General features: G+C 69.6%; 20 protein-coding genes. 12 read left to right on the plus strand and 8 right to left on the minus strand.

The genetic code is table 11. The features are described 5' to 3' along the window. Positions 1-63: 63 nt before the first annotated feature. Positions 64-621, minus strand: coding sequence for a CinA family protein (locus F3H10_RS03100; RefSeq protein ID WP_149783375.1), 558 nt, complete (start codon positions 619-621; stop codon positions 64-66). Positions 622-696: 75 nt separating this feature from the next. Between F3H10_RS03100 and F3H10_RS03105 the strand changes: the two genes are divergently transcribed. Together F3H10_RS03105 and F3H10_RS03110 are read left to right on the plus strand one after the other, a co-directional pair. Then, the gene (locus F3H10_RS03105; protein WP_149783376.1) at positions 697-1,326 is read left to right on the plus strand and encodes a class I SAM-dependent methyltransferase; all 630 of its coding nucleotides are present in this window, start codon (positions 697-699) and stop codon (positions 1,324-1,326) included. 231 nt (positions 1,327-1,557) lie between these two features. Next, on the plus strand, positions 1,558-2,829 hold the full coding sequence (locus tag F3H10_RS03110) for an ABC transporter substrate-binding protein (protein WP_188127855.1): 1,272 nt from the start codon (positions 1,558-1,560) through the stop codon (positions 2,827-2,829). A 151-nt stretch (positions 2,830-2,980) separates the two neighbouring features. Here F3H10_RS03110 and F3H10_RS03115 read toward each other — a convergent pair whose 3' ends face one another. From F3H10_RS03115 to F3H10_RS03130, 4 genes are read right to left on the minus strand one after another with little or no spacing between them, the layout of a single operon-like run. Next, positions 2,981-3,685 (minus strand): ABC transporter ATP-binding protein, encoded by a 705-nt coding sequence (locus F3H10_RS03115; RefSeq protein ID WP_149783378.1) that lies wholly within the window; start codon positions 3,683-3,685, stop codon positions 2,981-2,983. Next, on the minus strand, positions 3,682-4,644 hold the full coding sequence (locus tag F3H10_RS03120; protein WP_223174177.1) for an ABC transporter ATP-binding protein: 963 nt from the start codon (positions 4,642-4,644) through the stop codon (positions 3,682-3,684). The genes F3H10_RS03115 and F3H10_RS03120 overlap by 4 nt, the downstream gene beginning before the upstream one ends. Next, positions 4,641-6,017, minus strand: a complete 1,377-nt coding sequence (locus tag F3H10_RS03125; RefSeq protein WP_149783379.1) for a branched-chain amino acid ABC transporter permease — start codon at positions 6,015-6,017, stop codon at positions 4,641-4,643. The genes F3H10_RS03120 and F3H10_RS03125 overlap by 4 nt, the downstream gene beginning before the upstream one ends. Next, positions 6,014-7,126 (minus strand): branched-chain amino acid ABC transporter permease, encoded by a 1,113-nt coding sequence (locus F3H10_RS03130; protein WP_149783380.1) that lies wholly within the window; start codon positions 7,124-7,126, stop codon positions 6,014-6,016. Before F3H10_RS03130 ends, F3H10_RS03125 begins: the two co-directional genes overlap by 4 nt. A gap of 311 nt (positions 7,127-7,437) precedes the next feature. Between F3H10_RS03130 and F3H10_RS03135 the strand changes: the two genes are divergently transcribed. The 4 genes from F3H10_RS03135 (at position 7,438) to F3H10_RS03150 (ending at position 10,098) form a co-directional block, all read left to right on the plus strand. Further along, the gene (locus tag F3H10_RS03135; RefSeq protein ID WP_149783381.1) at positions 7,438-8,319 is read left to right on the plus strand and encodes an NAD(P)-dependent oxidoreductase; all 882 of its coding nucleotides are present in this window, start codon (positions 7,438-7,440) and stop codon (positions 8,317-8,319) included. Between the two features lie 86 nt (positions 8,320-8,405). Then, positions 8,406-9,356 carry an alpha/beta fold hydrolase gene (locus F3H10_RS03140; RefSeq protein WP_149783382.1) on the plus strand — a complete coding sequence of 317 codons (951 nt, stop codon included), beginning with the start codon at positions 8,406-8,408 and terminating at the stop codon, positions 9,354-9,356. A gap of 47 nt (positions 9,357-9,403) precedes the next feature. Next, on the plus strand, positions 9,404-9,730 hold the full coding sequence (locus F3H10_RS03145) for a cupin domain-containing protein (protein ID WP_149783383.1): 327 nt from the start codon (positions 9,404-9,406) through the stop codon (positions 9,728-9,730). Then, positions 9,730-10,098, plus strand: a complete 369-nt coding sequence (locus F3H10_RS03150; protein ID WP_149783384.1) for a rhodanese-like domain-containing protein — start codon at positions 9,730-9,732, stop codon at positions 10,096-10,098. Before F3H10_RS03145 ends, F3H10_RS03150 begins: the two co-directional genes overlap by 1 nt. A gap of 74 nt (positions 10,099-10,172) precedes the next feature. On the opposite strand, the gene F3H10_RS03155 is transcribed toward F3H10_RS03150, so the two are convergent. Further along, on the minus strand, positions 10,173-10,553 hold the full coding sequence (locus F3H10_RS03155; protein WP_149783385.1) for a DUF7522 family protein: 381 nt from the start codon (positions 10,551-10,553) through the stop codon (positions 10,173-10,175). A 125-nt stretch (positions 10,554-10,678) separates the two neighbouring features. On the opposite strand from F3H10_RS03155, the gene aglJ reads away from it, so the two are divergent. The 6 genes from aglJ (at position 10,679) to purK (ending at position 17,303) form a co-directional block, all read left to right on the plus strand. Next, on the plus strand, positions 10,679-11,701 hold the full coding sequence (aglJ, locus tag F3H10_RS03160) for an S-layer glycoprotein N-glycosyltransferase AglJ (RefSeq protein ID WP_149783386.1): 1,023 nt from the start codon (positions 10,679-10,681) through the stop codon (positions 11,699-11,701). A 54-nt stretch (positions 11,702-11,755) separates the two neighbouring features. Further along, complete coding sequence (locus F3H10_RS03165; RefSeq protein ID WP_149783387.1) at positions 11,756-12,985, plus strand: AI-2E family transporter; 1,230 nt, start codon at positions 11,756-11,758, stop codon at positions 12,983-12,985. A gap of 25 nt (positions 12,986-13,010) precedes the next feature. Further along, positions 13,011-14,180 (plus strand): FtsZ/tubulin family protein, encoded by a 1,170-nt coding sequence (locus tag F3H10_RS03170; protein WP_149783388.1) that lies wholly within the window; start codon positions 13,011-13,013, stop codon positions 14,178-14,180. 74 nt (positions 14,181-14,254) lie between these two features. Next, the gene (locus tag F3H10_RS03175) at positions 14,255-14,998 is read left to right on the plus strand and encodes a hypothetical protein (RefSeq protein WP_149783389.1); all 744 of its coding nucleotides are present in this window, start codon (positions 14,255-14,257) and stop codon (positions 14,996-14,998) included. A gap of 142 nt (positions 14,999-15,140) precedes the next feature. Further along, entirely contained in the window at positions 15,141-16,058 is a 918-nt protein-coding gene (locus tag F3H10_RS03180; RefSeq protein WP_149783390.1) for an NAD(P)-dependent oxidoreductase, read from the plus strand. A gap of 72 nt (positions 16,059-16,130) precedes the next feature. Continuing rightward, positions 16,131-17,303, plus strand: coding sequence for a 5-(carboxyamino)imidazole ribonucleotide synthase (purK, locus tag F3H10_RS03185; protein WP_149783391.1), 1,173 nt, complete (start codon positions 16,131-16,133; stop codon positions 17,301-17,303). 33 nt (positions 17,304-17,336) lie between these two features. Here purK and F3H10_RS03190 read toward each other — a convergent pair whose 3' ends face one another. Both F3H10_RS03190 and F3H10_RS03195 read right to left on the minus strand, forming a co-directional pair. Further along, positions 17,337-19,061: a histidine kinase N-terminal 7TM domain-containing protein gene (locus F3H10_RS03190; protein ID WP_149783392.1), complete on the minus strand. Its 1,725-nt coding sequence runs from the start codon at positions 19,059-19,061 to the stop codon at positions 17,337-17,339. Positions 19,062-19,165: 104 nt separating this feature from the next. Beyond that, a complete protein-coding gene (locus tag F3H10_RS03195; RefSeq protein ID WP_149783393.1) occupies positions 19,166-20,707 on the minus strand; it encodes a hypothetical protein in 1,542 nt (513 codons plus the stop codon). Positions 20,708-20,785: the final 78 nt, after the last annotated feature.

Raw genomic sequence — 20,785 nt, forward strand, 5'->3', positions numbered from 1 at the left:
CCCTCGCCGTCCCACCCCGTCCGTCACCACTCTCCCCCGTCCGTCACCCCTTCGGCCGGCGTGTCACCCCTCCGATCGGCGTCCCTCCACGTCACGAACGGCCCGCACGAGTTCGGCGAGCGCGCGCTCGACGCTCGCGCGTTTGACCGCGTCGCGGCCGCCCGAGAACTCCGCGCGGACGCTCCGCGTGAACGACTCCTCGGTTCCCCACGGCGCGGCGTAGGCCACGCCGACGTACACCAGTCCGACCGGCTTTTCCTCTGTTCCGCCACCGGGACCGGCGATCCCCGTGGTCGAGACGCCCCACGTGGCGTCGGCGTGGTCGCGGGCGCCGGCGGCCATCTGGCGGGCGACCGGTCCGCTGACCGCGCCGTGCGTGTCGAGCGTCTCGCGGGCGACGCCCAACTCCTCGCGTTTGGCGTCGTACGCGTACGTCACGTACCCCCGGTCGAAGTAGGCGCTCGATCCCGGCACGTCGGTCACCGTCGACCCCACGAGCCCGCCCGTCAGCGACTCGGCGGTCGCGAGCGTCTCCCCGCGGTCGGTCAGCAACTCGCCGAGCACCGCCTCGGGCGGCTGATCTATCGAGCGGTCGTCGTCCACCTCGTGGTCGCCGGCCATACGGGAAGGTCCGACCGCACCGTCCTTGAAACGTCCGGCGCGGAGGTTATGCGTCGGGGGCAACGATCCGGAGACATGACCGACGGCGACGAGCCGACCGACTGGGACGAGCGGTTCGCGACCGGCGAGTACCCCCGAGACCCCGAGCCGTCTCCGGTCTTACGTTCCTACGAGCCCTCGATCCCCGACGGCCGGGTGCTCGATCTGGCGACCGGGACCGGACGAAACGCGGTGTTCCTCGCCGCGGCCGGCTACGATGTCGACGCGCTCGACGCGTCGGCGGAGGGGCTTCGCATCGTTCGAGACCGGGCGGCGGAGCGCGGGGTCGCGGAACGGATCGAGACGATCCGCGCCGACGCCACGGAGTACGAGTTCCCGGCGGATCGATACGACCTGATCACGGTGAGCTTCTACCACACGCTCGACCGGTTCACCGACCTCCGTGAGTCGCTCGCCCACGGCGGCTACCTCTTCGTCGAGGGACACCTCCGGTCGGCCGAGCCGACGCCCTCCGGGCCGAGCACCGACCGCTATCGGTTCGGGGCGAACGAACTCCTGCGGGCGGGACTCGGACTGACGGTCCTCCACTACGACGAGACGACCGAGGAGCGTCCCGACGACCGCCGACGGGCGACCGCACGACTCCTCGCGCGCCGATCCCACGGCTCCCGCCAGTCGTACCCGGAGCGACCCGAGGGACGATGAGCGACGATCGCTCCCGCCGGCCGAGGAGAGTCGGGTCCGATGACGGGTTCCCCTCAACTCCCGATCATGACCGTCGAAACGGCCGTCGAGAGCCGTGAGGGTGGAAACGCACCTTAAATACGCCTGATTGACAAGACGTGTGGAGATATTGACAGGGATATACTTATCAAAGTGGACCATATATGGGTGGATATGTCATACCACAAGAGACGGCGTGACGTGCTGAAGGGGATCGGTGTCGCTGGCGCGGTCGGCGTCGCCGGCTGCTCGGGCAACGGCGGCGGAGGCGGCGGAGGCGGCGGGCCGGACCTCCTCACCGTGATCGGCTACCCGGAAAGCGGGATCCAGCTGTTCCGCGACTACTACAGCGCGTCCGACGGGGCCGAGGACATCCTCATTCCCGACGGGCTCCAGGACCCCGCGCTGCCCGGTCAGGTCGGAAACGACATGGAAAACGTCACCGGCACCGCGCCGGCGGCCGGCGGACCCAACCAGGAGGCCTTCGAGAGCCTGTATCAGGACGCCTACGACGAGTCGCCGGGCGTGTTCACCTCGCAGTCGTACGACTCGGCCGCCGCGCTGATCCTGGCGAACGTCGCGGCGGGCGAGAACGACGGCACCGCGATCCGCGACCAGCTCCGACGCATCGCGAACCCGGGCGGCACCGAATACGGTCCGGAGGGGTTCCTCGACGCGGTCGAGGCGGTTGCCAACGGCGAGGACATCAACTACCAGGGCGCATCGAGCGCCGTCAACTTCGACGAGAACGGTGACCCGGCGTCCGCGGCCTACTCCATCTGGGAGTTCCAGGGGCAGGACGCCGACTCGGTCGCGGTCGACGAGACGCAGAACTTCGAGGGCGAGAACCCCGACGGTGCCGGTTCCTCCGCGGACGAGTCGCCCGGCGGGTTCGGTCGCGAGGTGAGCGTCGGAATCTTGCTCCCCGAAACCGGCGACCTGGCGTCGACGGGCCAGCCGATGATCCGCGCCGCGGAGCTACCGGCCCAGCAGGTCAACGAGTCCGACCTCGACCTCACCGTGAACGCCCAGTTCGAGGACACGAACACCTCGCCCGACCAGGGCGTCAGCGGCGCCGAGTCCCTGGTCAGCTCGGGGGTTCCCGCCGTGTGTGGGACCGCCTCCTCCGGGGTCAACGTCCCGGTCTGTCAGGAGACGCTCATCCCGAACGAGGTCGTCGGCTGCTCGCCGTCCAGTACCGCGCTGTCGGTGACGAACCTCGAGGACGACGACTACATCTTCCGGACCGCCCCGAGCGACCAGCTTCAGGGTCGGGTCATGGCGCAGGTCGCCTCCGAGCGGCTCGAAGCCGAGACCGCGGCGACGCTGTACGTGAACAACGACTACGGCCAGCAGCTCTCCGAGCGGTTCAGCGGCGTGTTCGAGGACACGTTCGACGGCGAGGTGTACGACCAGATCAGCTTCAACATCGGCGAGTCCTCGTACTCCAACGTCATCGAGCAGGCGCTCTCGAGCGGGAACTGATCGGCCGATCCGCCGGCGAGGACCGGCGTCGAGACCCGCGTTTTTTCACGGCACCGACGACCGACGTGAGCGACGGCTCCCGCGGGGGGAGCTCCGGTCCGAAAAACGGCGGGACGGGCCGGACGGCCGGTTCCGTGGAGTTTCCGTCGAACTATCCGCCGAGGAACTCGCGGCGGACCTCCTCGTCGTTCAACAGCGCGGTCCCCTCGTTCTCGTAGCGGTTCTGACCGTTCGAAAGCACGTATCCGCGGTCACAGCGTCTGAGCGCCTCCTTCGCGTTCTGTTCGACCATCAGGATCGCGGTGCCCGTCCCGTTGATCTCGTCGATCTTGTCGAACATCTCGTCGACGAGGTCGGGCGCGAGCCCCGCGCTGGGCTCGTCGAGCAACAGGAGCTCGGGGTCGAGCATCAGGGCCCGGCCCATCGCGAGCATCTGTCGCTGGCCGCCGCTCAGCGTCCCCGCCTGCTGGTGTTTCCGTTCCTCGAGGATCGGGAACCGGTCGTACACCTTCCGGAGCTCCTCCCGTGGCACCTCGTCCAGGATGTACGCGCCCATCTCGAGGTTCTCCTCCACGTCGAGCTCCGCGAAGACGTTCTCGTTCTGCGGGACGTACCCCAGACCCTTGTGGATGACGTCCTCCGGCTTCGTCCCGCTGATGTCCTCGTCGGCGAACGTCACGGTACCGCCCATGTGGGTCGTCAGCCCGAAGACCGACTTCATCACGGTCGACTTGCCGGCCCCGTTGGGACCGACGATCGTGACGTACTCGCCGTCGTCGACGTCGAGGTCGACGTCCGTGAGGATCTGGAGGTCGCCGTAGCCGGCGTCCAACTCGCGGACCTCGAGGAGGCTCATACCTCACCCCCGAGGTACGCCTCGATGACCTCCTCGCTCTCCTTGATCTCCGCCGGCGTCCCGTCCTTCAGGACGCGGCCCTGGTGCATGACGATGACCCGCTCGCAGTTGTTCATGATGAGGTCCATGTCGTGTTCCACGATGAGGAAGGTGTAGCCCTGCTCGCGCAACTCGTGGATGTGTTCGAGCAGCCGCTTCTCGAGGGAGGGGTTGACCCCGGCGAACGGCTCGTCGAGAAGCAGCATGTCCGGGTCGGTCAACAGCGCGCGGGCCATCTCGAGAAGCTTCCGCTGGCCGCCCGAGAGGTTCCCGGCGTACTCGTCGGCGAGGTGGTCGATCTCGAAGAAGTCGAGCACCTCCCAGACGCGCTCGAGCTGTTCGGTCTCCTGTTCGCGCACCTCGTCGCGGGTGATCGGCATGACCGACCGCCACAGCGACTCGCCGACCTGTCCCTTCGGCGCGAGCATCATGTTCTCGAGGACGGTCATCTCCTCGAGCTCTCTGGCGATCTGGAACGTCCGGGCGAGCCCCTGGTTCGCGATCTCGTGCGGCTGGAGCCCGGTGATCTCCTCGCCGTTGAACCGGACCGTCCCCGCGTCGGGCTCCAACATCCCGGTGATGAGGTTGAACGTGGTGGACTTGCCGGCCCCGTTCGGGCCGATCAGTCCGGTCAGCGTCCCCGCCTCGACGTCGAAGCTGACGTCGTCGACGGCGACGATGCCGCCGAACGTCCGTCGGAGCCCCTCGACCTCGAGGGGCGTCGAGCCGGTCGGCACGCCGGCGTCCTCCGGCGTGTCGGGGGTACGCTCCGAAGCCGTCGTGTCGGGCGACCCGTCCTCGTCGGCAGCCGTCGAATCCCCCTCGGCCGTCTCCGAGTCGGTCTCGACCGGTTTCGAATCGTTCTCGATCGGTTCCTCGGTCGACGTCGATCCGTCCGTGGTGTCGTCGCTCTCGCTCATCGGTTCTCGCCTCCGTCGGCGGCGGCCGCGGCGTTGCTCGCGTCCTCGCCACCCGGTCGCGAGAGGTCGATGCTCGAGGCCGTCTCCTTGCGGTGGCCGAGCAGTCCCTCCGGGCGGTTGTGCATCAGCCAGATCAACACCACGCCCATGATGACGAGCCGCAGCTGGCTCACGCTGTCGAGCGTGTAGAGGACGAACGGGACCGGGTCGAACGAGGCCATCGGCGCGACCGCCTCGCCGAAGTTCCCGGGCGCGTCGCCCAGCTCGAAGGCGGTCTCGACGAGGTTCTTCACGTATCGCGGCCCCTCGTACAACACCCCGGCGAAGATCGCGCCGCCGAGGAAGCTGCCCGTGTTCGAGCCCGCGCCGCCGATGATCAGCGCGATCCAGACGAAGAAGGTGATGTTCGGCCGGAACGACGGCGGCGTGATGCTCCCGCGGCTCGAGTACCACAGGATCCCGCCGAGGCCCATCAGGGCCGACCCGAGCACGAACGCGGTGAGCTTGAAGCGGTCGGTGTCCTTCCCGAGGGCGTTCGCGACGTCCTCGTCCTCGCGGATCGCCTTCAGGACGCGCCCGAACGGCGACTTGCCGGTCCGCGAGAGCAGCAGGTAGAACAGCCCGACGCAGACGAAAAGCAGGATCCCGTAGACGAGCCCGTCGATAACCGGCTTCGGGTTGTTCGGGATCAGCGTCCGCTGGACGAACCCGACGAACCCCATGTACGGCTCCCACAGGAAGAGGGTTCGCAGGAGCGCCTCGAGCGGGTCCGGATAGTTCAGGATGAGCCCGCCGCCGCCGCCGAGCCCGACCGTGTCGGCCGTCGGATCGACGGTGAACAGCCACAGGTCGATCGTGTCCGGGACGGTGAACGTCTGGAACGTCCGGGACATCATCGTGAACCGAATTATCTCCGAGAACGCCACCGTGACGATCGCGAGGTAGTCGGCTCGCAGCCGAAGCGCGGGAAGCGCGACCAACAGCCCGAACAACCCCGCCACCACGACGCCGGCGACGATCCCGACACCGAGCGGCAGTCCGAACCCACCGACCTGCGCCGCGCCGCCCTGTGCGACCGGCGGCTTCGAGACCAGCGCCGTCACGTAGACGCCGATGCCCATGAAGCCGACGACGCCGATATTGAAGAGGCCGGTGTACCCCCAGTGGAGGTTCAACGCCAGCGCGAGCATGCCGAACACGCCGATGTAGAACGTGAGGTTCGCGATCGAGTTGAGCTGTCCCCGGAGCCCGTAGCCGAACGCGACCCCGGCGAGGACGTACGCCAGATAGATCGTTCCGAGGACCGCGAGCGCGAGCGTCACGTCGCGCTCGAAGAGCCCGCTGAACCGTCCGCGAAGGTCGTCGGCGCTCATGCCGTGGTCCTCCCGCTGAAGATGCCTTCGGGCTTGAACAACAGTATCACGATCATCACCATGAACGCGGCCGCGCGGCCGAACTCGGAGGGGATCCAGATCACGGACACCGAGGCGGTCAGCCCGATGACGATCCCGCCGCCGATCGCCCCGTAGATCGACCCGATCCCGCCGAGGATGACCGCGGCGAACACCAAGAGCAACAGGAGCCACCCGTCGTTGAAGCCGAGCGTCCCCTTCCAGAGGACGAACATGTACCCCGCGACGCCGGTGAGCCCGGCCCCGACGATCCACGTGGTGCGGATGACCCGCTCGGTCGGGATCCCCGTGATCCGTGCGAGGTCCTCGTTGTCGGACATCGCGCGCATCGCCTTGCCGAGTTTGGTGCGCTGTAAGAGCAGGTGAACGCCGAGCATGAGCCCGCCGGCGACGACGATCAGCGAGGCGTCGTGAGCGGTGACCCGGAAGGTCCCGTCGAGCGCCGGGACGTCGATGCGGGGAACGGAGCCCGCCGCGGTGGTCCCCCGGACGCCGGCGCCGAAGACGAACTGGATGAGGTAGCGGAGCGCGAACGCGACCCCGATGCTCGTGATCAGCAGGGCGATGCCGCTCTCGTCGCGGATCGGCCTGTACACGAACCGGTCGATCAGGAGCGCGAGCGCGATCGTCGAGACTCCCGCGACGACCGCCCCGAGGACGACCGCGATCGGCGAGGTGGTGACGCCGATCCCGATCGCGCCGCCGAACACCGAGCCGCCGGCACCGACGAGCAACAGCGCGCCGACGCTGTTCTCGCCGATCCCCGCGATGAGGTAGCTGGTGGCCATTCCGGCGAACGCCCCGCTCGTGAGGTAATCGCCGTGTGCGAAGTTCGCGAAGTTGAGAATGCTGTACGTCATCGAGAGTCCGATGCCCGCCAGGCCGATTATCAGCCCCCGAAGCAGCCCGTCCCAGACGAGCGAGGCGAGGCTGCTGACCCGGATCCCGCCGGTCCAGAGCCCGCTCACGAGCGCCCATGCCATCCAGAGGGCCACGAGAACGACCCCGATGGCGAGCGGTTCCTCGCCGAGGGTTCGGCGGTATCGGACGTACGTTTCAGAGATACTCACGTGATAACACTCCTCAAAGTACCGTGTGAAATCAACGTATAAGACGTTTACTACCTCTCGTCCGGACCGACGAGGGTCGGCATCCCCTACATTCGGTCGCAGAACGGACGTTTAGATAAGATATGAGACACGTATCGGTTGCCCCTGAAGCGCTCCGGTCCGGACGGTTCGACGCGATCCCGGTGGCTCGACGTGCCCACGCTCCACACGCCGACCGTTCTCGGGGCGGGAAGCGGTCAACGGGAACGTCGACCGGCCGGCGGCGGCGACGCCCCGGTACGACTTATAGGCCTCACCCCGATCGTCCGGCAATGACCGCGATCGGCCTGATCGGCGTCGGCTACATCGGCAAGCGGCTCGTCGACCGACTCCTCGACGCTGAGTACCGCGTGACGGTGTTCGACGTCGACGACGACCAGACGGCGTACGCGACCGACCGCGGCGCTCGCGCCGCTTCGAGCCCGGCCGACCTCGCCCGGGAATCCGACGTGGTGGTCCTGACGCTGCCCGGATCGCCCGAGGTCGAGGCGACGATGGAGGGCGCGGACGGGCTGCTCGCGGAACTGGACCCGGGGGATCTCCTCGTCGACGTGTCGACGACCCGCCCGGCCACGTCGGTCGCCTGTGAGGAACTGTGCGCCGAGGCCGGCGTCGACTTCGTCGAGGCGCCCATCACCGGCGGATCGCCGCGGGAGGGGTACCACGTCATGGCCGGCGGCTCCGAGGGGAGCTACGAACGAGCCGCGGAGGTGCTGGACGCCATCGCGGACGACCACGTCCGCGTCGGACCGGTGCCCGACGCGACGGTGTTCAAACTCGGGCTCCAGATGCGCTACGCCGGCCACCACGCGGTCGACGCGGAGGTCGTCGAGTTCGTTCGCGACAACGGAGTGGACCCGACGCTTCTCACCGACTTCCTCGAGTTCGACCTGTACGAGGGGTACTTCACCGGCGAGTTCGACCAGGGGATGGAGGGGTTGGGGACGCTGGCCATCTGGAACAAGGACCTCGGCTACGCCACCGACTTCGCTGGCGAGCGGGGAACCGCGCTCCCGTTGACCGCCGTGGTCCGCGAGGCGTACAAGGCGACCACACGCCGGGTCGACGACGGTGACGGACACGCCGCGGCGCTCGTCACGTACTGGATGCTCCTCAACGACGGAGAGGGACGGTTCACTCCGGGATCGGCGTGACCGAGGCTACGGTCCCCACACTGACTCGCGGGCGACTCCCCCGTCGTCGGACGTAGCTATTAGTCGCCCGGGACCGATCGCCCGATATGGTCGGTACCGCGGACGACGTGACGGAGGCCGCACGGGGGGTCGAGGTCCCGTCCGACGAGATCCCCGAGGGCGTCCCCGGGACCTCGCGGTTCGTCGAGACGAACGGCGTCCGCCTCCACGTCGTCGAGGCGGGCCCCGAGGACGGAAAGCTGCTCGTCCTCCTCCACGGGTTCCCGGAGTTCTGGTACGGCTGGCACGAGACGATCGCCGCGCTCGCGAACGCCGGCTACCGCGTCGTCGTGCCCGATCAGCGCGGGTACAACCTCTCGGAGAAGCCGCCCGCCGTCGCCGACTACCGGATCGAGGAACTCGCCCGCGACGTCGTCGGACTGATCGACGCGTACGGGCGCGAGACGGCGGCGGTCGCCGGACACGACTGGGGGGCCGCCGTCGGCTGGTGGCTCGCGATCCACCACGCCGACCGAGTGTCGGAGTTCGTCGCCGTCAACGTCCCGCACCTGACCGTCTTCGAGCGGGCGCTCCGAGGCTCCTGGCGGCAGCGCCGCAAGAGCTGGTACGTGCTCGCCTTCCAGATCCCCCGGCTGCCGGAGGCGGTCGCGCGGGCCGGAAACTGGCGGATCGGCGTGCGGACCCTCCGCGAGACGAGCGATCCGGGGACGTTCGGTGCGGACGACTTCCGACGCTATCGGCGGGCGTGGGACCGCGACGGTGCGTTCGAGGCGATGGTGAACTGGTACCGGGCCATCGTCCGCGAGCGACCCACGCCGGAGACGCCCCGCGTGGAGGTCCCGACGCTCGTGATCTGGGGCGCGGACGACCCGTTCCTCGAGAAACGACTGGCCGGCGAGAGCATCGACCACTGCGCGGACGGCCGGCTCCTCACGATCGACGACGCCACCCACTGGGTGATCCACGAGGACCCCCACCGCGTCGCGAGGGCGGTCGCGGACCACGCCGACCCGCTGCCGCCGGGCGCACGGGAGTGACTGCCCCCGCCGACGCGTTTTAACCCCCGCGGCCCGACTCCACGGGTATGACGCTCGACCGATACGCCGACGCCGTCGGCGACCTCGATCCCGCCGACGGCGAGGTCGCGACCGCCGAGCTCGTCGTCACCGACGACGTGCTCGTGAAGGCGTTCGTCCTCGCGGCCGGCAGCGAGATCGATCCCCACGAGCACGCGGACGCGACGAACGTCTTCCACGTCCTCGAGGGGGAGCCGACCGTGATCAGGGGAGACGAGTCCGAACGCCTCGCCGCACCCGCCGTCGTTCACAACGCCCGCGGGGACGTCCACGGGGCTCGAAACGACACCGACGAGCGCGCCGTGATCACGGCGAGCCTCTGCCCGCTCCCGTAATGGACGGAGAGATCGACCCGGCGGCGCTCGCCGCGCTGCTGGAGGACGGCGAGGACGTACGGATCGTCGACATTCGCGACGAGCGGGCGTTCGACCGGGGCCACGTTCCGGACAGCGAGTCGATCCCGTTCCCGGAGCTCACGACCCGCGTCGCCGAGTTGGAGGGCGCAGAGCGGATCGTGACGGTCTGTCCGCACGGGATCGCGAGCCAGCAGGCCGCTCAGCTGATCGGCAGCTACGAGGGGACCGCCGACGCCCGCGTGGAGAGCCTTCGCGGCGGGATCGAGGCGTGGCAGGAGAGCGACCACGATCTCGAGGCGTCACCGTCCGAGGACGACGCGGAAGCGGACCCCGACGCGCCGTTCTGAGCGAGCGCGTCGAGGGCGGATCGCCGGAGTCACGGAGGACGGATGGTTGGATCACGCGGGACGGATCGTCGGAGTCACGTGGGATCGAACGAGCGGAGGATCTCCGCGAGCGCGCTGGCGAGCTCCTCGAAGCGGTCGATCTCCATCGAGTCCGTCGTCACCCAGACGCCGTGGCCGTTGGCGATCACGCGGGTGAGGTAGCCGTTCTCGAACACCCGGACGGTGAAGAAGTAGTCGCCGAGTTGCGTGTTGGCGTACAACGACTGGGCGTGGAACCCGTGTCGCTCGCTCTCGGCGAACCCGACGAGGTCGGCGGTCCGGCTCAGGTCGCTCCGCAAGTAGAGCTGTTCGACGTCCTCCTCGGTGAAGTACGTGAGACTCCGGAGCTCGTCTCCCGTCGCGGTCCGCGCCGCGCTGAGCAGTTCCTCGGTGTGTTCCTCAAGTGCCTGTGACATGCTACCACGTATGTCGAAGGGATACATGAGCGTATGGGTCGCTTCGCGTTTTGCGACCGCAGACGCTCCCGGACCCCGCGACCGGAGGGACAGAGTTTAGCGACTCGGCCGATATCGCCCGGACGATGAGCGACTTCGACGACGTCTGCGTCCTGTTGCCCACCTTCGAGGAGGCCGAGACGGTCGAGACCGTCGTCTCCTCGTTCCGTGAGGCGGGGCTCCGGGAGGTCCTCGTGATCGACGGCGGGTCGACGGACGGCACCCGCGAGATCGCCCGCGAGGCCGGCGCACGCGTCGTCGAACAGTCAGGCGAGGGAAAGGGACAGGCGATCCGCGAGGCCGTCCGCGACCACGTCGACGCGCCGTACGTCCTGATGGCCGACGCGGACGACACCTACGACGCGGCGGACGCCGAGGCGATGTTGCGGCCGCTCCTCGAGGGGGAGGCCGACCACGTCATCGGCGACCGCTTCGCGGACATGCGTCCTGGCGCGATGACGCGGCTGAACCGCCTCGGGAACCGCCTGATCAACGGGGCGTTCCGCGCGATCCACGGCGAGGACTACGGGGACATCCTCTCGGGGTACCGGGCGTTCACCCGCGAGTCGTTCCTCCAGCTCACCCTCACCGCCGACGGGTTCGGCGTCGAGACGGAGATGGCCGTCGAGTGCGTGAAACAGCGGATCGAGGTGGCGGTCGTCCCCGTCACGTACCGGCCGCGCCCCGACGGCTCCTCGACGAACCTCCACCCGGTCCGCGACGGCGGCGTGATATTTCTCGAGTTGTACCGGAAGGCGAAGACCAACAACCCGCTCTTCTACTTCGGGAGCGTCGGCACGATCTCGACGACCGCCGGGGCGATCATGGCCGCGTTCGTCCTGTATCGGTGGCTCGTCTTCGACGTCGGCCACGAGATAATCGCGGTGGCCGCGACCGGCGCGATCATTCTCGGGATGCAGCTGCTCGTGTTCGGCGTGCTCGCCGACATGATCCTCTCCCTACACCGCGAGCAACTGGACCGACAGGACCGGGTCGTCGAGAAGCGGCTGGCGTCGGACGCCGGCGGCGCGGACGCGGAAAGCGGACCCTCGCGGTCGGGAGACGACGGGACTGACGACGGGCTCACGGCCGAGTCCGCGGGAAACTGAAGCGCGTCCCGAACCTTCCACATCGTTTATGTTCCGGGTCGAACACGTTCACGCATGGACGAGAAGCGTTTCGTCGTCGCCCTCTTCGGCCTCACGGTCACGCTCATCGCCGGCTACATAGCCTACCGCTTCGTCGCCGCCCTCACGGTCGCCGTCTTCCTGTACTACTCCACCCGCCGCTTCTACCACGACCTCGAGCGGCTCCGGCTCCCCCCGCGGGTCCGCGCGATGACCGCGCTCTCGGTGATCGCCGTTCCGCTCATCCTGCTTTTGAGTTCCGCGGTGGTGCTTCTGGTCGTCGAGACGCGGCGGTTCATCGAGGAGTTCCCGCTCGCCGAGACGCTCGGGTCGGGTAACCAGTGGGTACAGCGGCTGAGTGAGCTGTCGAACCTCTCCGTCGGGAACGTCGTCGAGGCGTACCGGTCGGGGCAGTTCGACCCGCTGATCGACTTCCTCGTCGACAACGCCGCGTTGTTGACGAACACGGTCTCCGGACTACTCCTCAACCTCCTCATCACCGTCGTCGTCACCTACTACCTGCTTCTGGACGGCTCGAAGTTCCACGAGTGGGTGCTCCGGTTCGACGACGACGCGATCGTTCGGGAGTACTTCGAGGCTGCCGACGCGGAGCTCGAGGCCGTGCTGTACGGAAACCTGCTCAACGTCATCGCCATCTCGATCATCGCGATCGCGACGTACACCGGCTACAACTTGGTGGCGCCCGAGGCCGTCGCCGTTCCGTATCCGACGCTCGCGGGCGCGTTCACGGGCGTCGCGAGCCTGATCCCGGTCATCGGCATGAAGATCGTCTACCTGCCGTTGGCGGCGGCGACCGCGGTCCCGGCGATCATGGGGAACGACACCGGCCTGCTGGTGTACGTCGGCGCGTTCCTGCTCGTGGCGGTCGTCGTCGTCGACACGATCCCCGACATCGTGTTGCGGCCGTACTTCAGCGGGAAGACGACGCACGTCGGACTGTTGATGCTCGCGTACATCTTCGGCCCGGTCGTCTTCGGGTTCCACGGGCTGTTCCTCGCGCCGATCGTGTTGGTGCTCGTGTTGACGTTCGCGGACACCGCCCTGCCGCGGCTGCTCGGCGTGGAACCGGACCCCGCGGAGCGGCTCCCCGACGGCCAGCGCCGCCTCGACGAGTTCGAGTGGACGGTCTCCGCCGGCGACGCCTCCGGGACGTCCGGCCCGTCGGGTCCCGCTCGGAACGACGACGACGATTGGCCCGGAGTCCCGGGCGACCGCGACCGCCCCGCGACCGGCCGAAGGTCATAAATCCTCGTTCGCCGACCGGAGACGTATGCGCGTACACGTCATCGGCCTCGGCGGAGCGGGAGGCCGGATCGTCGACCGGCTCGCGGCCGACCACGACGGGGATCGCTTCCTCCAGGGCGTCTCCGCGTTCGACACGGACATGGAGGCGCTCGGCTCGCTCCGGTCGCTCGGCGAGGACCGGCGATATCGGTTCGGGGACGCGGCCGGCGGCGACGGGCTCGACGGCGACCTCCACGCCGGCCGGGAGCTCGGAGAGGTCCACGCGGGCGAGCTCGGGCGCGCGCTCGACGACCAACGGCCGTCGCTCGCGGAGGCGTTCGTCCTCGTCGTCGGGGTCGGCGGCGCGGCCGGCGCGGGTGCCGCCCCCGCGCTCGCCGAGGAGCTCGGAACGCTGTACGACGCGCCGGTGTACTCGGTCGCCGTCCTCCCCACCCCGGCCGAGAGCGACCCGGACGCGGAGACGGGTCCGGGCACGGAGGCGGCCCCGCCGGCCGGAGGCGACGAGGGGTCGACCCCGCGACGACCCCTCGCACAGAGGAACGCGGCCCGGACGCTCGAGGCGCTCTCGGAGCGGACGGCCGCCGTCCTCCCGTTCGACACCGACGCGTGGCTGGGTCCCGGCGAGACGATCCCGGGCGCTCGCGACCGCCTCGACGGGATCGTCGCCGATCGGGTCGCGGCGCTGTTCGGGGCCGGCGAGACCGACGCCGACGCCGTCACCCCCCAACAGGTGCTCGACGCGAGCGACGTCGCACGGGCGGTCGGCGACGACGGCGAGTTCACGGCGCTGGGGTATGCGACCCAGGAAGTCGAGCCGCCGAAGACCGAGTCCCGGTTCGGGCTCGGGCTGTTCGGCTCCTCGGAGCCGGAGAAGGTGGACACGAGCGCCGCAGTGTCGGCCGTCGAGACCGTGATCCGGAAGGCGACCCGCGGGAAGAACACGATCGAGGTGCCCGAGGGCCGCGCCGACCGGACCCTGCTCGTCGTCGGCGGCCCGCCCGCCTGGCTCAACCGGGAGGCGATCGCCGAGGGGCGGCGCTGGCTCGCCGAGGAGACCGGCTCCGGCGCGATCCTGAGCGGGGACGCGCCGGTTCCGGACGGCGAGGCGGTGTTCGCGCTCGTGCTCCGGTCGGGGATCGACGACCCCGAGCGGATACGCGAGATCCGCGACTCGATCCCGGACCGCACCGAGTAGTCCGCGACCGGATCGCCCCCGCCCGGCGATCCGCGACCGAACCCGTTAACCCCGTTCGTCGCCCCGTTCCGGACGTGAGTTCCCCTTCCGAGACCGCCGGGCTCGGCATCGACCTCGACGTCAGAGACGTCGAGGCGGTGGCCGACCGGCGTGACGAACTGGTCGCGGCCGTCCGCGACCACGCCGGCGGGATCGCCTACCGGCTCGCGAAGCTCCAGGGCGGCGACTACGGCCGAACGGAGCTGTCGACGGCGGGCGGCGAGTGGACCGTCAAACACGAGGCCGGCGAGCTGGAGTTCCTGCTGTTCTCCCCGAAACGCGGCTCGGACACCTACGTCGTCTCGACGAAACAGCCCCCGGAGCCGTCGGGGCTCTCGGCTGCCCTCGAGGACTATCCGAACATGGTCGCCGCCTGGAACGCGTACGTCGACTCGCTGTCGGGCGTGCTCGACGGCGTCTCCGCGGAGTTCCCCGAGCCCGCCTCGACGGACGGCGTCGTCGCCGAGCGCGACCGGGTGCTCGACTCGATCCGCGAGACCTGCGGCGTCATCGCCGGCGAGGTGTATCGATACGAGGGCGACGACTACGGGACGTTCACCGCCCGCGTCGCCGGCGACCGCTGGGAGCTCAAGTGGGAGGAGGGGTCGGTGTCGTACCTCCGCGTCGGCGGCTCCGGCGGGCTCTACCTCCTCTCGCAGTACGAGGCTCCCTCCGCCGCCGACGTGCGCGAGTACGCCGAGCCGTTCGCGGGCTTCGTCGAGGCGTACAACGAGTTCGTCGAGGGACTGGAGAGCGACCTCGAGACCGTCTCGGTGTAGCCGCGACCGACCACCGAGCCGCGACCGACCACCGAGCCGCGACCGACCGCCGAGCCGCGAACGGTCGACGCGGTCGCCGGCGGGCACCGGCGTCGACGGCCGCCGGGATCAGTTTTATGCGTCGTTCCGCGACACAGGGAGTATGCCGACAGCAACCGCCGGATTCGTCGGACTGGGGATAATGGGCCTGCCGATGGCGAAGAACCTCCTCGACGCGGGGTACGCCGTCGTCGGACACAACCGATCGGACGAGCCGGTCGAGGAGCTCGTGGCGTACGGCGGCGAGGACGGCGGATCGCCCGCGGGCGTCGCCGAGCGGAGCGACGTCGTCTTCCTGTGTCTCCCCGACTCGCCGGCCGTGGAGGACGTCGTGCTCGGCGAGGGCGACGAGTCCGACCCGGTGATCGACGGCGTGAGCAGCGGGATGACCCTCGTGGACCACTCGACCATCTCGCCGACGGTCGCGGAGGCGGTCGCCGAGCGGCTCGCCGAGGAGGGCGTCGACGCGCTCGACGCGCCCATCTCGGGCGGCGAGTCGGGCGCGATCGAGGGAACCCTCTCGATCATGGTCGGCGGCGACGAGGATGTCCTGGCGGAGCACGTGGACGCCCTCGAGGCCATGGGCGAGACGGTGACGCACTGCGGCCCGAGCGGGGCCGGACAGACGACGAAGGCGTGTAACCAGATCGTCGTCTCCGCCCAGATGGTCGCGGTGAGCGAGGCGCTGGTGTTCGCACACAACGCGGGCGCGGACCTCGAGGCGGTCGTGGACGCCATAAGCGGCGGCGCGGCGGGGTGTTGGACGCTCGACAACCGCGCCGAGTCGATGATCCGCGGCGACTTCGACCCGGGCTTCTTCGCGGAGTACCAGTACAAGGACCTCCGGATCGCGACGGACGCCGGCGAGGCGTTCGGCTCGCCCATGCCTCAGACCGAACTCGCCCACGAGCTGTACAAGTCGATGGTCCAGAACGACATGGGACGCGACGACAACTCGGGCGTGATGCAGGTCCTCGAGATGCTGGCGGGCGAGGAGGCGCGGGTCGACGGCGGGAACTGATATCCACGAACGTGGGTATCGATCGGTGGATTCAGGAATATTTATTCGCCGACGTGCGGTATCCCGGCGTAGATGTCGATCACCCTGCCCGGCCCGACCCTGGGCGTCGTCGGCGGCGGACAGCTCGGACGGATGCTCGCGGAGGCGGCCTCGCCGCTCGGCGTCGACGTGGTCGTCCTCGACCCCACGCCGGCGTGTCCCGCCTCGGGGGTCGCCCGCGACCAGGTCGTCGCCGACTTCGACGACCCCGACGGGATCCACGAGCTCGCCGCGCGCGTCGACGCGCTCACCTTCGAGATCGAGCTCGCGGACCCCGAGGTGTTGGCGGCGGCGGGCACGGAACACGACGTGCCCGTCCACCCCGATCCGGGGACCCTCGAGACGATCCAGGACAAGCTGGTCCAGACGGAGGCGCTCGCCGACGCGGGGATCCCCGTCCCGGAGTTCGCCGCGGTCGCGACCGCCGACGGCCTCGAGCGCGTCGTCGAGGAGTTCGACGGCGTCATGCTCAAGGCCCGCCGCGGCGGGTACGACGGCCGGGGGAACGTCCCGGTCCACGGGCCCGACGAGGCGGCCGACGCGCTCGAGGCCGTCGGCGGCGACGCCATGGCGGAGCGGTTCGTCGACTTCGAGCGCGAGATAGCCGTGATGGGACTGAAGGGCGCGGACGGCGCGACCCGGACCTACCCCGTGACGGAGACGATCCACCGCGAGGAGATCCTCCGCGAGAGCGTGGCTCCCGCCCGCGCGGACGACGAGGCCGTCGTGCGTGCCGAGGCGGTCGCGGAGGACGTCCTCGACTTCCTCGACGGGCGAGGAGTCTACGGGATCGAGCTCTTCGAGACCCGCGAGGGAGACGTGCTCGTCAACGAGATCGCGCCGCGTCCGCACAACTCCGGCCACTGGACGATCGAGGGGACGCGGACCTCGCAGTTCGAGAACCACGTCCGCGCCGTCCTCGGCTGGCCGCTCGGCCCGACGGACCTCGTCGCGCCCGCGGTCACCGCGAACGTGCTCGGCGACGTGGAGGAGACCCACCCCGCGACCCTCCGGGGGGTCGAGACGGTCCTCGACGCGCCGGAGGCCGACCTCCACTGGTACGGGAAGGAGGACGTGTACCCCCTCCGGAAGATGGGTCACCTGACGCTGACCGACGGGACGACGGAGCCCGAGACGGCCGCCCGCGACGCGCTGTTGTCGCGGGCACGGGAGCTTCGCGACGGGCTGACGTTCCGCGAGGAGTAGGAGATCGGCCACGTTCCGGGTTAGAACTGCCGCTCACGCCGGGTCGGCGGGCGCTTCGGTCGCCGCGTCGACCGCTTCGGACCCGGCGAACTCGACCCCGGTGATCTCGAATCTCGCACCGCCGTCCTCCCCCTCGGTCGCCTCGATCGACCAGCCGTGGGCCTCGACGACGTCGCGGACGATCGTCAGTCCGAATCCGGTCCCCGACTCGCGGGTCGTGAAGCCGACGTCGAAGACGGCCTCGCGGTCGGCCTCGGGAATTCCGGGACCGTCGTCCGCGAGGAAGAACCCGTCCCGCAGTCGACCGACGGTCACCGTCACCGGCCCGTCGGCGTGGTCGCGGGCGTTCCGGAGGAGGTTGTCGAGGACCTGATACAACCGGGCACGGTCGGCGAGGACGACGGCGTCGGCGGCAGAGTCGTCGACGATCACCGTCAGGTCGCCGTCCGCGATCCCGGTCTCGACCGCCTCGAGCGTGCCCCGTAGCGGGACCGGCTCGAACTCGGTCACGGTCTCGCCCTGCCTCGAGAGCTGTAACAGGTCCTCGAGGAACTCGGTCATGCGGTCGACGGTGTCCTGGATCGTCTCGAAGTGTTCCTCCTCGCCGGTCTCGCTCGCGATCTCCGCGTATCCCGAGATGACCGAGAGCGGGTTCCGGAGGTCGTGTGAGACGATCCCGGCGAAGGCGTCGAGCCGCTCGTTTCGCTCCTCGAGGGTCCGGCGCTGCGTCTCGATCGTGGTCACGTCCCCGATCAGGACGACCCACCCGTACGTCTCGCCGCCGCGCCGCAGCGGCGACCGGCTCAACCGGAGGAACCGGTCCCCGTCGGGACCCTCGCGAGTCGCGAGGACGACGTCGTCCTCGGCCGTCTCGAGCCGGTCGTACTCCGGGAGCCGCGTCGAGACCGCCGCGCCGATCGCCGTCTCACGGTCGCCGACGACGGCCTCCGCGGCCGGATTGACGTCGACTACCGTCCCGTCGGCGTCGATGACGACCACGCCGTCGTCCATCTCCGACAGGACGACCCGCGAGGCGATCGGCGTCAGATCGAAGAGCCGGTAGCGGAACACGGCCACGCCGAAACACGCCGTCGAGACGGACAACGAGACGGGGGTCAGGTTGACGGGTCCCGTTCCGAACGGCGGCAGCGAGAGGACCTCGAAGACGTTCAACGCGAGCGGGATCAACGCGCCGCAGATGAGCAGCGCGGCCTGCCGTTTCACCTGCCCGCCGGAGCGGAGCGCGTGCCCCACGATCAGGGAGGCGCCGGCGACGACCGCGACGTACGAGAAGGCGAGGTGGAACTGATACGCCGGGCCGAGCGTCGTCTCGAGTCGGGTCAGCGACCCGGTCGTGACGAGTTCGACGTCGACGAGCGCCAACGAGTACGGGTTCGCGACCAGCAACGCGACCAGCACGACGGGGATCGTCGCGAGCGCCGCGACGACGGGCGGCGTGAGCCGGTCACCCCGGCCGGTGTACGCCAGCGCGAACGCCAGCCACGCGGACGGGGTGGCGGCCGCGCCGACGTGTAACAGTCGGTAGACGAACAGCTTCGCCTCGAGGCCGGTGCTCGCGATCTGGATCGCGTACGTCGCGGCCCACACCGCAGCGGAGAGACAGAGCACGACGAACGCGGTGACCGTGCGGCTCCGTCGCTCCTCCGGGACCGCCAGGATCGCGTACCCCGCCCACAGCGACGCCACCAGCGACGACAGAAAGAGCAGGAGAACGTACGGGGTCGACTGCCACGGCATGTGCTCGGATCTACCGGAACGTTCGTCGACCGGCACTTAAATCGGCCGACAACGCGACCGCGCCGGCCCTCCCGGATCGGTGGAGGTCCGCCGTCACGTCCGAACTACCACTCCGAGAACCCGCCGTCGATGAGGGTGTCGGCCTGCCGCTCGATGTACGCCCGCTGGGTGTCGTGGACCGCGTCGGCGAACGACTCGCCGTCAGCGAGCCGCGACCGGACGCCGGCGCGCTTCCATGCGGCCGGCGTCACCTCGTGGTCGACCCGGTATCTGAGCGGGGCGAGCCACGACTCCGCCTCCGTCTCCGAACAGCCGGCGGTCCGGAGGCCGGCGGCCGCGTGGTCGAGGAGGTCCTCGTACATCTCCGTCGCGTCAGTGGTGTGTTCGCCGTCGTAGCCGATCCACTCCATCTCGGCGTCCAGCCCGTCCGCGACCGCGGCGTAGAAGTTGTCCCGTGCGGTCTCCCACTCCTGTCCGATGACGGGGTGTTCGTGTCGCGGGAGCGCGCCCATCAATCCCGCGAACGCGGCCTGGAACGCGATCGAGTCCCGGACGGTCGGCTGTGCGGGCACCGGGCGGAACTCGATCCGGGCGTTCGCGCTCGAGCGGCTCGCCCCCTCGAACACCGGGCGGACCCACCGCCAGTAGGTGCCGTGTTTCGTTCGGAACGTGGCGAAGGCGTCGTCGAAGCGGTCGGTTCCGTCCGACTCGGGCAGGGGGACGAGCGTCTCGTCGCCCGCGATCCGGTCGACGGCGGTCTCGACGTCGTGGAGGTCGTGGGGGAACCGCACCTTCTCCGCGTCCGTCCGGGCGTTGAGGACGGACTCGAACACGTGAACCCGGTTCTCCGTCGCGCCCTCCTCGAGGACCCGCTCCGCGTCCCAGTCGTCGTCGTAGAGGTCCGGCGGGAGGAACGGCGAGTTCACGCCGAGCGCGAGAAGCGGCCCCGCGATCCGGAGCGCGTACCGGAAGTGGATCGGCAGCGTGTCGGCCTGTGCGACCTGATAGTGCGGCTGGATCGAGGTGATGAGGCTCTCCGGCATCACCGTGTCGGCCCGAAGCGTGACGCCGGGGGCCTCCAGGGTGACGGCCGCCTCGTCGCCGGCGTTCGCCATCGCGTGGTAGCGGACGGCGTCGCTCATGTTCGCCGCGACCGTCACGCCGTCGAGGTCGACGCTGTCGGTGAGGTATCCGCGGGCCGTCTCGCCGGCGGGGGGGATGGTCCAGACGCCGTCGGAGACGAGCCGCATCCCCTCGACCCCCGCGGTGTTCTCCGCCGCCTCCAGGCGGGCGCGGACCTCGGCGAGCTGGGCGCGCAGGCCGTGATCGGAGAGCGGTTGCGGGCTCGTCGACATCTCGGCGTTGTGGAGCCCGAGCTCCTTCTCGAATCCCATCAGCTCCAGCAGGCGGCGCGGCACCCGCATCAGGGCGTACTCCCCGGCGCGGGACTCCTCGCTCCAGCGGCCGTCGGCGACCGCGTAGAACTCGTACTCGAAGCCGACGATCGACTGGTGGTTGTCGAACGCCCCGTCGTGTAGTCCCTGTTTGACGACCTCCGCCTCCTCCTCGGCGCGCGCGGCGAACTCCTCCGCGTCGACGGCGAGCGCGTCCCGGACGCCGTCGGCGAGGGTCGACTCGGTGCTCATGCGATGGCCGGACGAACCCCTGTAATAAAAGAGCCCCGACCCGGAGCGGTTCGCTTTTGAGCACCGATCGCCGAGCCG

The organism is Halorubrum aquaticum (assembly GCF_900113615.1).
GTDB lineage: Archaea > Halobacteriota > Halobacteria > Halobacteriales > Haloferacaceae > Halorubrum > Halorubrum aquaticum.